Below are 13,235 nucleotides of genomic sequence, written 5' to 3'. Positions count from 1 at the left end.
GCGGTAACAGCCGGCGCGGCGCGGAAGCCGCGCCGGCTGTTTTTGTAAAGCCGTCGCAATGTTCAAATTCCGGTCACCTTGGCTGGCGATACTCCCTCGGATAAGTGCACGGAAATATCCGTCACAAAAACTCAGGGAAATCGATTGATGAAACGGCTGCGGCTGGTGGCGGTGCTGTGGGTGGCGTTCCTGTGCGGCTGCGGCTCCAGCAGCGGCGTCGCCGGGCTCGGCGGGTCTTCCTCCGGCAGCTCCTCTTCTTCCAGTTCTTCCTCGTCCGGCTCTTCCAGCAGCGGTGGGGCGGCAAGTTACATCCTGACGGTGGCCGCGGCCGGCTCCGGCAGTGGCGACGTGACCAGCGTTCCCGAAGGCATCGACTGCGGTAGCCGTTGCACCCAGGGCTATACGGCGGGCGTAGCGGTCACCCTGACCGCGACCCCTGCTTCAGGCAGCAGCTTCTCCGGCTGGAGCGGCGATTGCTCCGGCACCGGCGCCTGCCAGTTGACGTTGGATGCGCCCCACCAGGTGACGGCGACCTTCGCCGTCTCCACGGCGGCGCAAAAGACCCTGCAGGTGAAGAAGGCCGGCGTCTCCAACGGCACCGTCACCAGCGATCCGGCTGGCATCCAGTGCGGCGCGCTATGTTCCGCGCAGTTCGCGCAGGGCACAGTGGTGACGCTGACGCCCACCCCGGACATCGGCGCGGTGTTCACCGGCTGGAGCGGCGCCTGCACCGGCACCGCCAGTTGCCAGCTCGCGCTCACCGCCGACACCGTGGTCACCGCGACCTTCGACGGCGGCCCGGGTGCACCGCAGGGACTGACCCTGGGCGGCGACACCCACGTCCATGACGACCATTCCTATGACGGCAGCCTGCCGCGGCAGATCTCCAACGATACGCTGCCGGGCAATGTCTCTGTCGCCGACCAGATCGGGTGGGGCGAACTGAAGGGGCTGGATTTCATGCCGCTCACCGATCACCGCACCTACACCCAGCAGTACGATCCGCTGTGGCAGTCGTCGAAGCTGATCTTGGTGCCGGGAGAAGAAGCCAACGGCAGCCCGCATGCCACCGTGCACGGCGGCATCGACAGCATCGTGCAGCAGGCCAATCCGCCGGGCGGCCCGGGCTGGGTCAGTTTGCAGCAGTCGATCTGGAATGCGCACTCCGAGGATGCGAACTGGGGCACGGCGCATCCCGACGACGGCGAGACCAATGACGATGGCACACCCAACGACAACGCCAATGCCGTGGGCGTGGACACGGTCGAGGTGTGGAACAAGGCCAGCGGCCCGGACGCCGAGATCGACTACGCCGAGAACCGCTGGAACGCGGGCTACCGCTTCGGCGTGGCCGGCGCCTGCGACGATCACTTCAAGGAGCTGTGGCTGATCGCCGGCCCGAGCTCGCCCACCACCCAGGTGTTCGCGCCGCGCAAGAGCGAGCTGGGCATCGTCAGCGGCCTGCGCTCCGGGCATACGGCGGTGTATTCCGGGTTCCCCGGCACGCCGATGGTCACGCTCGAAGCGGACTTCCAGAAGGACGGGGTATTCGAGGCGATCCAGGGCGATGAAGTCGTCGCTGCGCCGGGCACGCACGGCCAGCTGCGCATCACCGTGAACAACGGCTTCGGCACCACGGTGTACCTGTACCAGTCGCCGGGCCGCTCCGCCGGGCCGCTGAAGACATTCCACCCGGGCCTGATCCCCTTCAGCAGCACCTACCTGGTGGACGTGGATGCCGGCACCGATCCGTCCTGGTACCGGGTGGAAGTGCGCGGGGTCGGCTTGCCGTCCGGCATCGATACGTCAAACCTGACGCTGCAATCCCTGGTGCTGTTCAACCAGCTGCGCGCGGTGGCCTCGCCGATCTTCGTTTCGCCCACGCTGGCGACGGCGCAGCCGGCGGTGCCGATCCCGGCCGACCAGGGCGTGGACGATGGTGCCAGGACCGTCCTCGGCAGCCAGGGCAATTTCACCGGTTTTCCCGATGTGGCGCAGAGCAAGGCCTACACGCACGTGGTGGCGGAACTGCACCAGGCTGGCGCCAGCCACATCCAGTACCTGCGCACCGGTGCTGCGGGCACCGCCGCACCGGTGGACCTGGTGCCGGCTTCGTCAGATGCGCGCTTCCCGCGGGTCGCCGCGGCCGGCTCCGATGTGTGGGTGGTGTGGCAGGACGATCGCGCCGGTGAGTTGCCGTATCGCACCGCCATCTATATGCGCCATTCGCCGGACGAGGGCGCGACCTGGGAGCCGGAGGTCGCCATCCGCAGCCCCGACCAGGGCCGCGCCGAACACCCGGTGATCGCAACCACCGCCGGCAAGGTGCTGGTGGCCTGGCAAGAGATCGCCAGCGGCAAGCCCTTCGACGTCTGGGCGCAGATGCTCGGTGGCGCCGGCGCACCGGTCAACCTCAGCGCCGCTGGAAAATCCTTCAACGCGGCTTCGCCGCTGGATACCCGCACGGCGCGTTACCCGGCCTCGGTATGGCCGACGGTAGCCGCCGCGAACGGCAGCTTCGCCGTCGCCTGGCAGGACGATCGCGAGGACAAGGACCCGCTATGGACCGGTGGCACCGGTTACGGCGAGGGCACGGAGCCGGACGACTGGCAGATCTACGCGACCCAGCTGCCGGCCGGGCAATCGGTGTGGACCACGCCCGCTTACCTGGGCGCGCATGATCATGCCGACCGGCATCCCACACTGGCCTACGCCGGCGACGGCAGCCTGGTGGCGGCCTGGGATACCAAGATCCTGCAACCGGCCGGGGTGTTCACCTCGATCCTTTCGGCAAGCCAGGCCACGGCCGGCGCGAGCTGGAGCGCGCCGCAAGCGGTGGCGCTCGACGCGAACTCCGGCGCCGAATTCCCGCGCCTGGGCCTGGACGGCGCCGGCAACGTGGTGCTGGTGCGCCAGGACACGCGCTCGGCCGACTGGCGCTGGCGCCTGGTGGCCACGCATCGCCTGGCGGACGGCAGCTGGGCCGCGCCCACGGTGATTCCCGGCAAGGGCAACAACCTGTGGCCGGTGCTGTCCGGCGGCACGCTGGTCTTCGTCAGCAGCCGCGACGCGCAGCGTCTGCAGCGGGACCGCACGCAGGAGATCTACAGCATGACGGTGCCGGCAGCGCCCTGAGGGCGCGGAGCCGGACACCGATGGCGAACGTCTGACACTTTTGCAGAACCGGAAACCAGCTCCAATGCGGATTTCGAAAAACCTTCTCGTCCCGGCGCTGTGCCTGCCGGTTCTCGTCGGCTGCGGCAGTTCCGATTCCGTCGGCATGGCCGGCACGCCGTCGGCGCCGCAGCAGGTGCTGGCCTGCGATGCCTATACCGGGCCGGCGCTGTCCTCGCTGCAGCAGTTGCGTGGCGGCATTCATGCGCACAGCGCTTACTCCGACGGCGACATCCACTCGCTGCCCTCGGATTACTACCGCATCGCCACCCAGCAGGGCCTGGATTTCTTCGCCGGCACCGAGCACTCGGATACCTACAACCCGAACATCTTCATCAGCACCGGCAGCGACTGCTTCACCACGCCGGACAACCTGCTGACCTGCCTCACGCCGAACGACGACAAGTTGCGCAAATGGAGCGCCACGGCGGAGCAGGCCGCGGCGGCAACCACCGATACCTTCGCCGCGCTGCGCGGCTTCGAGTGGACCTCCGACCGCTTCGGCCACATCAATGTGCTGTTCTCGGCCGACATCACCAACGCCAAGATCGACGGTGGCTACATCGATATGGGCACCTTCTATTCCTGGCTGCAGCGCGCCCCGGGATTCCCGCTGCTGGGCGGCGCCAGCGACGGCATCGCCATCTTCAACCACCCCAACGACAAGAAGCTCAGCGACAGCGATCCGGGCCGCAACTGGAACCTGCTGCAGCATGTGGCTTCCGCGGATACGCAGATGGTGGGCATGGAGCTGTTCAACAGCGGGGCGACCGACGACGATCCCGACGGCGGGCGCCACGACTACTACGCCGACTGGTACATGACCGCGCTGAACAACGGCTGGCATGTCGGCGCCGTGGGCGGTGAAGACATGCACGACACTACCTGGGCGCTGCCCGCCCATCCGAAGACGGTGATCCTCGCTGCCGACCACAAGCCGGAGACCCTGCGCAGCGCCATGCTCGACCGGCGCATGTTCGCGCAGGTCTCGCGCGAAGCGGGCGAGGACCTGGCCATCGACATGCAGGCCGAAGGCCACCCGATGGGCGCGCAACTGAGCTGCGACACGGACAAGACGGTGCCGCTGACGGTCAAGGTGAAGACGGCGAGTGGCACGCCCTTCAACGGCATCCTGCGCCTGTACGATCACGCTAATCCGCAGTTGCTGCTCGCTTCCACGACAGGCGATCCGATCGCGACCGCAACGGGAGACACTCTGAGCTACCAGCTGCCGGTGAAGGCGGACGGCGAGCACTGGTACTTCGTGCGCGTCGATTCCACCGCGGGGCAGTCCCTGGCGTATACCAGCCCGGTCTGGATCAAGCCGCGCGCTGTCGCCGCGCAGATGGCGATCAAATAAGCGATCCGGAGCAACTGACTCTTAATCAGCAGATTCAGCAACTTCCGGGAGGGGCAAGGCGCGGCCTCAGAATCGTTTGATGCTTATTCTATTTTTCATCTTCCGGCGCGGTATAGGCTGGCGTTAGGGTATATGCCTCAAGCAAAGCGAAGGGCAGGTACCCGCCATGCAGCTCCACATCGCAGCAGCCCACGCCGGGCGCGCCGGGGTTTCCCGGACCGGGGCCTACCCGTTTCCGCCGCAAGCGCCGGCGCGGGTTGCCTCGCCCTTCTCGCGCTGCTCCATCCTCCTGGCACCCGGTTTTCAGGGCGCATTGGCCCTGGACTGGCGGCACCGGCTGCCGCAATTCAGCACGGTCCGGCAGGCTGAGTGGGAGATTCCAGATCTGGACACCTGGGCGCAGTCCATCCTGAAAGCGGCCCGCCGCCTGCCGCAGCCGGTGGTAGTGGTTGCCCAGGGCTTCGCCTGCCTGGCGACGGTGCGCGCCGCGGCACTTCAGCCTGGCGTGATCGCCGGCGCCTTGCTCACCGCGCCCAGCGATCCCGTGCGCCTGGGCTTGCAGGAGCGACTGACTGATCTGAGCCTGGACCTGCCCAGCGTGCTGGTCTGCAACGAGGGCGACCAGGAGCTACCGCCGCAGCGGGCCTGGCAATGGGCGCTGCACTGGAACAGCCAATTCGCCAGCCTGGGGCGGGGCAGCCACGACAATGCGCATTCCGGACATGCCGGATGGCAGCGCAAGCCGGAACTGGGATTCGATCTGCTGGAGCAGCTTTGCCGCCGTGTGGCGGCGCCGGCCGAAGCGGCATAAGGCGCCAGAACGAAAAACGCCGGCCGAGGCCGACGAGATACTTCGTTCTGAAACGTTGGCAAGTCGCTGACGAGCGCTTGCTGAAAATGCTGGTGGGCTGTCCGGGACTCGAACCTGGAACCTACTGATTAAGAGTCAGCTGCTCTACCATTGAGCTAACAGCCCAGCATGAAACGACAAAACTTTGGGGTGGACGATGGGACTCGAACCCACGACCTCCGGAATCACAATCCGGAGCTCTAACCAACTGAGCTACGCCCACCAAAGACGACCATTTTAACCGATTGGTAACGAAACAGAAAAGCCCTGCGTACCGAATTCCTGCCCCTGCACCGCCCCAAAATGCGAAAACTGGTGCCGAGAAGAGGAATCGAACCTCCGACCTACTGATTACGAATCAGTTGCTCTACCGACTGAGCTATCTCGGCACGGGGCGCGCATTATAGCCAAAGACAGCCCCAAAGAGGCCAGTTCGGCGGCGGATCATCGATTCCCCCGGCTTTTTTTGAGCTTTTTTGTCCGCTGATCGGCTTGTGGACTGCCGTTTGAAATAAAATAACGCCGTCCATGCTCCGGAGAGGTGGCAGAGTGGTCTATTGCGGCGGTCTTGAAAACCGCTGACGGTTCATCCCGTCCGGGGGTTCGAATCCCTCCCTCTCCGCCATTCACTACGCCGTCAGGCGCCCGTAGCTCAGTCGGATAGAGCATCGGCCTTCTAAGCCGAGGGTCACAGGTTCGATTCCTGTCGGGCGCGCCATTTATTCTTCCAGTCCAGCCCGTTGCCCGCTCATCGACCATGGATGTGAAACTGACTGCCCAGCAGGTCGAAGACCTGATTCACCTGGGCTTCGCCGCGAAAAAGAAAATGCTCGGCATCGAGGAAGTGCGGCCGGGCTTCGTGCGCACGCGGCTACCGTACCGGGATTCGATGCTGCGGCCGGGCAATGTGTTGTCCGGGCCGGCGCTGTTCACGGCGGCGGACCTGACCATGTACGCGCTGGTGCTGTCGCACGTCGGGCCGGAAATGATGGCGGTGACGGCCAACTTCAACATGAACTTCCTGTCCAAGGCCAAGCCGGGGGACATCATCGGCGAGGGGAAGATGCTGAAGCTGGGGCGGCGGCTGGCGGTGATGGAAACGCTGCTGTACTCGTCGGCCGAGCCGGAGACGCTGGTGGCGCATGTCACCGGCAGTTATGCGTTGCCGGTGAAGAGCTGAGGCTGGTTCGGCTTTGACCCCTCGATACACCCGCTACGCGGGCACTCGGGGCGAACGGACCTTTGCAATGAATCCGGATTCTTGAATCACCGCCTCAACCCGCGTTTTCCACCGGCAACTTCCGTTCACCGCGAAACGCGCGAATCTCGGCGATGAAGGTCTCGCCGTAGTTCTCCAGCTTGTGCTTGCCCACGCCGGAGATGTCGGCGAAGGCGTCCAGCGTCTGCGGCTGCTGTTCGGACATGGCGCGCAAGGCGGCATCGGCGAAGACCACGTACGGCGGCACCTTCTGTTCGTCGGCGAGGCGCTTGCGTAGGATGCGCAGACGTTCGAACAGGTCTTCGCCCAGCGGGGTCTGCACGAACTCGCCGGCGGAAGCCTGTGCACGGGAGCGCCGTGCGGGCGGGCGTTCGCGCTTCGGCGGCACGGCCAGCATCACCTTCTGTTCTGCCTTGAGCACCCGGCGGCTGGCGGCGTTGAGCAGCAGCACGGGGTAGCCGTCGGTGGTTTCGTCGAGCAGGCCCTGGTGCAGCAGGGTGCGGGCCAGCAGGCGCCATTCGTCCTGCGAGCGCTGCTTGCCGATGCCGTAGGTGCTGAGCTGCTGGTGGCCGCGGTCGATGATTTTCTGGCTTTCGGCGCCGCGCAGCAGGTCGATGACGTAAGCCACGCCGAAGCGGCTGCCGCGCTGTGCCAGGCGCGCCACGCAAGACAGGAACTGCTGCGCCTCGTGCGTCCAGTCTTCCACCGGCTTGGGCGCCAGGCAGTTGTCGCAGGCGCCGCAGGGCGGCTGGAAGCTTTCGCCGAAGTAGCGCAGCTGCACGGCGCGGCGGCATTCGCTGGACTCGGCATAGTCGAGCACCTTGCGCAGGGCCTGGCGGGCGATGCGCTGCTCCTGCTCCAGGGGTTCGCCGGTATCCGGGTGGATCTTCTGGGCGATGAGGAAGTCGGCGGTGCGGATGTCGCCGACGCCGAAGTACAACACGCAGTCGGCTTTGTCGCCGTCGCGCCCGGCGCGGCCGGCTTCCTGGTAATAGCCTTCCATACTCTTGGGCAGGTCATAGTGGACCACCCAGCGCACGTCCGGCTTGTTGATGCCCATGCCGAAGGCGACGGTGGCGACGATCACCTGCGCGTCGTCGCGGATGAATGAGTCCTGGTTGTCGCGGCGCGTTCCCGCATCAAGTCCGGCGTGGTACGGCAGGGCGCGCACGCCATCGCCATTGAGCTTGGCCGCCAGTTCGTCGACGCGCCGGCGCGACAGGCAGTAGACGATGCCGACCCCGCCGCCCTTGCGGGCGCGTTCGAGCAGTTCAGGATAGGTCTGCTTGTCCTTGGGCCGCACCGCGTAGTGCAGGTTGGGGCGGTTGAAGCTGGCCACTTCCACCGCCGGCGTGCGCAGGCCGAGCTGCGCCACGATGTCCTCGCGCACCCGCCCGGTGGCGGTGGCGGTGAAGGCGAACACCGGCACTTCGGGGAAGCGGTCGCGCAGCAGGCCGAGCTGGCGGTATTCCGGGCGGAAATCGTGCCCCCATTCGGAGACGCAGTGCGCCTCGTCGATGGTGAAGCCGGAAATGCCCTGGGCATTCTGCAACTGCGGCAGGAAACCGCCGAGGAATTCCGGCAGCAGCAGGCGCTCCGGTGCCAGGTACAGCAGCTTGTACTCGCCGCGCATCAGGGCGGAGGTGCGCTCCGCCGCCTCGCGGCCGTCGAGGCTGGAATTGAGGAAGGTGGCGGGAATGCCCATGTCGCGCAGCAGCCGCACCTGGTCCTGCATCAGTGCGATCAGCGGCGACACCACCACCATCACGCCGCGGCGCAGCAGCGCCGGCAGCTGGAAACACAGGCTTTTGCCGCCGCCGGTGGGCATGATCGCCAGCAGGTCGCGCCCGGCGAGTGCGTCGCGCACCACGGCTTCCTGGCCGGGGCGGAAGGCATCGAAACCGAACCAGCGCTTCAGGGCATCGGCGAGGGCTTCGTAGGAGATTTCAGAGGGGGAGTCAGGCACGCGATTCAGGAGCAACAACCAGAAGCGCCATCCTAATGAAAATCGCGCGAGCTTGTTTGCAGTTGACCCAGCCATCCGCTGCGGTTATGAACGCGGCGCGCGACGATATTGATCACATTTTCAGCAGATTGCAGCTCGCCCTCCACCAGCATCAGGCTGGAGCCGAGGATGGCGTCGCGCTGCGCCTCCATCACCTTGGGCCAGATCACCAGGTTGGTCGAGCCGGTTTCGTCTTCCAGGGTGGCGAAAACCACGCCGGAGGCGGTACCGGGACGCTGGCGGTGGGTAACGATGCCGGCGACACGCACCGTCTGGCCATTCGGCAGATCGCGCAGCTTCTCGGCGGTGACCACGCGCAGGCGCGCCAGCTTGCCGCGCAGCAGGGCCAGCGGGTGGCGCCCCAGCGTGAGGCCCAGGCTGCGGTAGTCGGCGACCAGGGCCTGTCCTTCGGTCGGCGCCGGCAGGGCGATGGCATTCTCGGCCAGGGTGGAGCCGGCGAGTACCCGGTCCAGCTTCTGCACACCGGCCACGGACCAACGCGCAGCGTGACGGTGGCCGCTCAGCGATTGCAGCGCGCCGGATTCGGCCAGGGCGGCGAGGGCATGGCGACTCAGGCCGGCACGATTGGCGAGATCTTCGATCGAGTCGAACGCTGCGCCGGCACGGGCTTGCAGCAGCTTGCCGGCCTCCGCTTCCGACAGACCGCCGCCCATGCACAGGCCCAGGCGCAACTCGGGTTTGCCGTCATCGCCACGCTCCAGCGTGCAATCCCACTCGCTGATCGCGATATCGACGGGACGGAACCGCACGCCGTTGCGGCGCGCATCGTTGACCAGTTGCGCCGGGGCGTAGAAGCCCATGGGCTGGGAATTGAGCAAGGAAGCGCAGAAGGCGGCGGGTTCATGGCATTTGAGCCAGCAGGAGACATAAGTCAGCAAGGCGAATGAAGCGGAATGGCTCTGGGGGAAGCCGTACGCGCCGAAGCCCAGCACCTGCTTGTAAATCCGGTCGGCGAATTCATCCGAATAACCGCGCTCCTTCATTCCTCTCTTGAGTTTGACCTCGAATTTCTCCAGGCCCCCACTGCGCTTCCACGCCGCCATGGAACGCCGGACCTGGTCCGCTTCGCCAGGGGTGAAGCCGGCGGCGACGATGGCGATGTTCATCACCTGCTCCTGGAACAGCGGCACGCCGAGCGTGCTCTTCAGCACTTCTTTCAGATCATCGCTTTCATATTCGATCTTTCCCTTGTCATTCCGTCGTTGCAAGTAGGGATGAACCATGTCGCCCTGAATGGGGCCCGGCCGCACGATGGCGATTTCGATCACCAGGTCAAAAAAATTGATCGGCTTCAGGCGTGGCAGCATGCTCATCTGCGCCCGCGATTCGATCTGGAATACGCCGATCGTTTCGGCTTTGCAGATCATGTCGTAAGTATCTTTGTCCTCCGCCGGGACGGTGGCGATGGTCAGGATCGGCTCGTTGCGATATTTCGAAACCAGTTCGAACGCACGACGCAGGGCGCTGAGCATCCCCAGCGCCAGCACGTCGATCTTGAACAACCCCACCGAGTCCAGATCATCCTTGTCCCACTGGATGATGGTGCGGTCCGGCATGGCAGCGTTCTCCACCGGCACCAGGGTATGCAGCGGATGGTGCGAGATGACGAAGCCGCCGACGTGCTGCGACAGGTGGCGCGGCATGCCTTCGATTTCGCCGACCAGGCGCATGAAGTTGGTGAGCAGGGCGCCGTCGAGGGCGAAGCCCATGGCAGCGAGACGTTGCCGCAGCTGTTCCGGTTCATCCCACCAGGCATGGGCCTTGGACAGGGCATCGACCTGATCCAGCGACAGGCCCAGCGCCTTGCCGACGTCGCGCATGGCGCTGCGCCGGCGGTAGGTGATCACCGTGGCGGCGATGGCGGCGCGCTCGCGGCCGTATTTCTCGTAGATGTGCTGGATCACTTCTTCGCGGCGCTGGTGCTCGAAGTCGATATCGATATCCGGCGGCTCGGCGCGCTCCTTCGAGATGAAGCGCTCGAACAGGAGGTTGACGCGATCCGGATCGATTTCGGTGATGCCCAGGGCGTAGCACACCACCGAGTTCGCGGCCGAGCCGCGGCCCTGGCAGAGGATGCCTTGCGAGCGCGCGAACTGCATGATCTCGTGCACGGTGAGGAAATAGTGTTCGTATTTCAGTTCCTCGATCAGCTTCAGTTCTTTCTCGATGTCGCGACGAGGTTTCTCGGGAATGCCCTGGGGCCAGCGCCAGCGGATGCCGGCTTCGGTGAGATTGCGTAGGTGTTGCGTGGCATCCACTCCCTGCGGCACCAGTTCATGTGGATAGCTGTACTGGATCTGGCTGAAATCGAAGGTGCAGCGTTCGGCCACCACCAGCGTTTCGCGCAGCAGTTCCGGTGGATAGAAACGTTGCAGGTTGGCCAGGTTGCGCAGATGGCGTTCGCCGTTCGGAAACAGCGGCGCTTGCGCATCGTGCAGGCTGCAGCGCGCGCGGACGCAGGCCATCACATCTTGCAGCCGCTGCCGTTCGCGGACGTGGTAATGCACATCGCCGGCGGCGAGCAATGGCAGGTTGTAGCGGCGGGACAGGCGCTGCATCAGGTCGAGGCGTTCGTCGTCCTGCGGATGCAGATGGCGCTCCCAGGCCAGCCACAGGCGCGCGGTGAAGCACTCGCGCAGGACTTCGATTTCGTCGGCGAAGACGGATTCGGTCTTGCCCTGCGCCGGCCAACGTGGAATCCATAGCGCCAGCAGTTCACCGCTGTTCTGCGCCAGGTCCTGCAACGTAAGCCGGTACTGCCCTTTGCCGTTGCCGCGCCGGGCGTGGGTGATGAGGGCGCAGAGTTGTGCATAGCCGGCGACGTTGGGTGCCAGCAGCACCAGCTTCGGGCCATGATCGAGCTGGAATTCGCTGCCGACGATCAGCCGCATGCCGGCGTCCTTCGCCGCATCCCAGGCGCGGATGATGCCGGCGAGGGAGCATTCGTCGGTGACGGCGATGGCCTGGTAGCCGAGATCGTGGGCGCGTTGCACCAGTTCCTGCGGACTGGAGGCGCCGCGCTGGAACGAGAAATTGCTGAGGCAGTGCAGCTCGGCATAGCCCGGGTTCAACGGCATCTTCATTCCCACAAGCCATGCAGGCGCCACTGCGGATCGCCCGGCTCGCGATAGACCCACAGCTTGCGGCCGCAAGAGTCTTCGGCCAGGTGATAGTCGCGGCTTTCCTGGCGGCCTTCCCACCAGCCGCATTCGATGCGCTCGGGTGGTCCGAGCAACCGGGGCAGCGGAATCGGCTTAGGATTCGGTAGCAACCAGTACGGGCGCGGTGGATGCGCGCCGGCCGCAGATGCATCAGCAGTAGACCAGGCCCGCTCCGGACGATGGTCCGGCGTGGTCGCCAGCCGGCGCACGGCATCCGCGCCGAGCCGGGCGACGAGGCGCTCCTGCAAGGTATCCAGGCCTTCCGCCAGCGCATTGCCGGTCTGGAACAGGTCGTCCTGCGCCGCGCTGGCCGGCTCGAAGCGGCGGGCTTCGAGAAACAATTCCTGCACCGGCTCGGCCAGCACCACTTTTTCCAGCCGCTCGCGCAGCACCAGCAGCAGGCGGTTCGGATCGCGCGTCGGCGCCAGCAGGCCGATGTCCAGCCGCGTCATGCGCCGGCCGAGATCACGGAAGCGCAGGCGGAAGCGCTGCACCGTTACGTCGCGGCCGCGCAGGTAGAGGGCGAAATCGTTGAGCATCTTGCGCAACGGAAACAGCAGGGCTTCGGTGGTCTCGGCGTGGCCGGGTAGCTCGAAGCGGCGGCGGTAGACCGGCGGCGGCTCGAACGATTCCCAGGCTTCGCCGGCACGGCCCAGCAGGCGCGACAGTGCCAGCGGCACCTGCGGACCGAAGCGGCGACCGAGGGCGTCATGGGGCAGGGCAAGCACTTCGCCGATGCGGCGCAGGCCGGAGCTGTGCAGTGTGTCGATCACGCCAGCCTCGAAGGGCAGCAGTTGCAACGGCCAGTCGCGGATGGCGGCGTGGATCTCGCCGATGCGCGCGATGGGGTGCTGCAAGCCGGCCCCGGCATGCGCCAGCAGGGCGGCGGCGGCGAGCGTAGGGGCGATGCCGTAGCTGCGGGTGTAGGGCAGGTCCTGGGCTTGCGTGGTGATGTGCCGGCGCAGCGGGGGCCAGCCGCCGTACAGGCGCAGGCTGCGGCGGATCTCCACCCACACGTCGAGCGTGCCGGCGGCGAGCGTCACCGGCGTGCCCAGGGTATAAGCCCAGCAGGCGATGGTTTCCAGTCCCTGCAATTCGGCTTGCGTGTCCCGTTGCAGCAGGCGGATTTCCGGCACCAGGCCGAGGGCACTGTTGACGCCCATGCCGGGTTGTAGCCCGCGCCTGCCGGCGGCTTCGTTCAGTGCGATGAGGCGACGGCGCGCGCCGCTGGTTTCGACGATGCCGGCGGGTTCATCCGGCGAAGGCGCCAGGGCCTCCAGCGGCAAGGCCGGCAGATGGATGCAGAGCCAGAGCACGGTTCACGCCCTGGCCCTAAGAGCCTGTAACAGAATGAATCGCGCCTGCGACGGCGGTCATTTTTGCGCAGTGCAAGTCGGACAGAGTGCGGCATGGTGATTCCATGGTGCGCTCTGGCCGGCGCAGCA

General features: G+C 66.0%; 7 protein-coding genes and 5 tRNA genes. 6 read left to right on the top strand and 6 right to left on the bottom strand.

Annotation, left to right across the window (positions count from 1 at the left end):
- The first annotated feature begins 147 nt into the window (after window positions 1-147).
- The 3 genes from BP26_RS26710 (at window position 148) to BP26_RS0113840 (ending at window position 5,345) form a co-directional block, all read left to right on the top strand.
- Window positions 148-3,135, top strand: a complete 2,988-nt coding sequence (locus BP26_RS26710) for an InlB B-repeat-containing protein (protein WP_029921172.1) — start codon at window positions 148-150, stop codon at window positions 3,133-3,135.
- A gap of 64 nt (window positions 3,136-3,199) precedes the next feature.
- Window positions 3,200-4,534, top strand: a complete 1,335-nt coding sequence (locus tag BP26_RS0113845) for a CehA/McbA family metallohydrolase domain-containing protein (protein ID WP_051748968.1) — start codon at window positions 3,200-3,202, stop codon at window positions 4,532-4,534.
- A 166-nt stretch (window positions 4,535-4,700) separates the two neighbouring features.
- Window positions 4,701-5,345 carry an RBBP9/YdeN family alpha/beta hydrolase gene (locus BP26_RS0113840; protein ID WP_051748967.1) on the top strand — a complete coding sequence of 215 codons (645 nt, stop codon included), beginning with the start codon at window positions 4,701-4,703 and terminating at the stop codon, window positions 5,343-5,345.
- 90 nt (window positions 5,346-5,435) lie between these two features.
- On the opposite strand, the gene BP26_RS0113835 is transcribed toward BP26_RS0113840, so the two are convergent.
- From BP26_RS0113835 to BP26_RS0113825, 3 genes are all read right to left on the bottom strand, one after another.
- Window positions 5,436-5,510: transfer RNA gene (locus BP26_RS0113835), tRNA-Lys, on the bottom strand.
- 20 nt (window positions 5,511-5,530) lie between these two features.
- Window positions 5,531-5,607, bottom strand: a tRNA-His gene (locus tag BP26_RS0113830).
- A 90-nt stretch (window positions 5,608-5,697) separates the two neighbouring features.
- Window positions 5,698-5,773, bottom strand: a tRNA-Thr gene (locus tag BP26_RS0113825).
- Window positions 5,774-5,919: 146 nt separating this feature from the next.
- On the opposite strand from BP26_RS0113825, the gene BP26_RS0113820 reads away from it, so the two are divergent.
- From BP26_RS0113820 to BP26_RS0113810, 3 genes are all read left to right on the top strand, one after another.
- A tRNA-Ser gene (locus tag BP26_RS0113820) sits at window positions 5,920-6,009 on the top strand.
- A 16-nt stretch (window positions 6,010-6,025) separates the two neighbouring features.
- A tRNA-Arg gene (locus BP26_RS0113815) sits at window positions 6,026-6,102 on the top strand.
- A 45-nt stretch (window positions 6,103-6,147) separates the two neighbouring features.
- On the top strand, window positions 6,148-6,564 hold the full coding sequence (locus BP26_RS0113810) for a PaaI family thioesterase (RefSeq protein WP_211254921.1): 417 nt from the start codon (window positions 6,148-6,150) through the stop codon (window positions 6,562-6,564).
- A gap of 94 nt (window positions 6,565-6,658) precedes the next feature.
- On the opposite strand, the gene recQ is transcribed toward BP26_RS0113810, so the two are convergent.
- The 3 genes from recQ to BP26_RS30355 are packed head-to-tail and all read right to left on the bottom strand — an operon-like array spanning window position 6,659 to window position 13,106.
- Window positions 6,659-8,569 (bottom strand): DNA helicase RecQ, encoded by a 1,911-nt coding sequence (recQ, locus tag BP26_RS0113805; protein ID WP_245611802.1) that lies wholly within the window; start codon window positions 8,567-8,569, stop codon window positions 6,659-6,661.
- A gap of 32 nt (window positions 8,570-8,601) precedes the next feature.
- Window positions 8,602-11,712 carry an error-prone DNA polymerase gene (locus BP26_RS0113800; RefSeq protein WP_211254920.1) on the bottom strand — a complete coding sequence of 1,037 codons (3,111 nt, stop codon included), beginning with the start codon at window positions 11,710-11,712 and terminating at the stop codon, window positions 8,602-8,604.
- Window positions 11,709-13,106, bottom strand: a complete 1,398-nt coding sequence (locus BP26_RS30355; RefSeq protein ID WP_029921166.1) for a Y-family DNA polymerase — start codon at window positions 13,104-13,106, stop codon at window positions 11,709-11,711. Before BP26_RS30355 ends, BP26_RS0113800 begins: the two co-directional genes overlap by 4 nt.
- Window positions 13,107-13,235 lie beyond the last annotated feature (129 nt).

The sequence above is a fragment of the Nevskia soli DSM 19509 genome (assembly GCF_000711955.1).
In the GTDB taxonomy this organism is placed as follows: Bacteria; Pseudomonadota; Gammaproteobacteria; order Nevskiales; family Nevskiaceae; genus Nevskia; species Nevskia soli.
Note: the sequence above shows the minus strand (reverse complement) of the source record. Positions and strands in the feature narration are given on the sequence as shown.

Excerpts from the sequence above, each read along its gene's own strand:
- BP26_RS0113845 (WP_051748968.1), top strand. The coding sequence starts at position 3,200 with ATGCGGATTTCGAAAAACCTTCTCGTCCCGGCGCTGTGCCTGCCGGTT.
- BP26_RS0113800 (WP_211254920.1), bottom strand. The coding sequence starts at position 11,712 with ATGAAGATGCCGTTGAACCCGGGCTATGCCGAGCTGCACTGCCTCAGC.
- BP26_RS0113840 (WP_051748967.1), top strand. The coding sequence starts at position 4,701 with ATGCAGCTCCACATCGCAGCAGCCCACGCCGGGCGCGCCGGGGTTTCC.
- BP26_RS26710 (WP_029921172.1), top strand. The coding sequence starts at position 148 with ATGAAACGGCTGCGGCTGGTGGCGGTGCTGTGGGTGGCGTTCCTGTGC.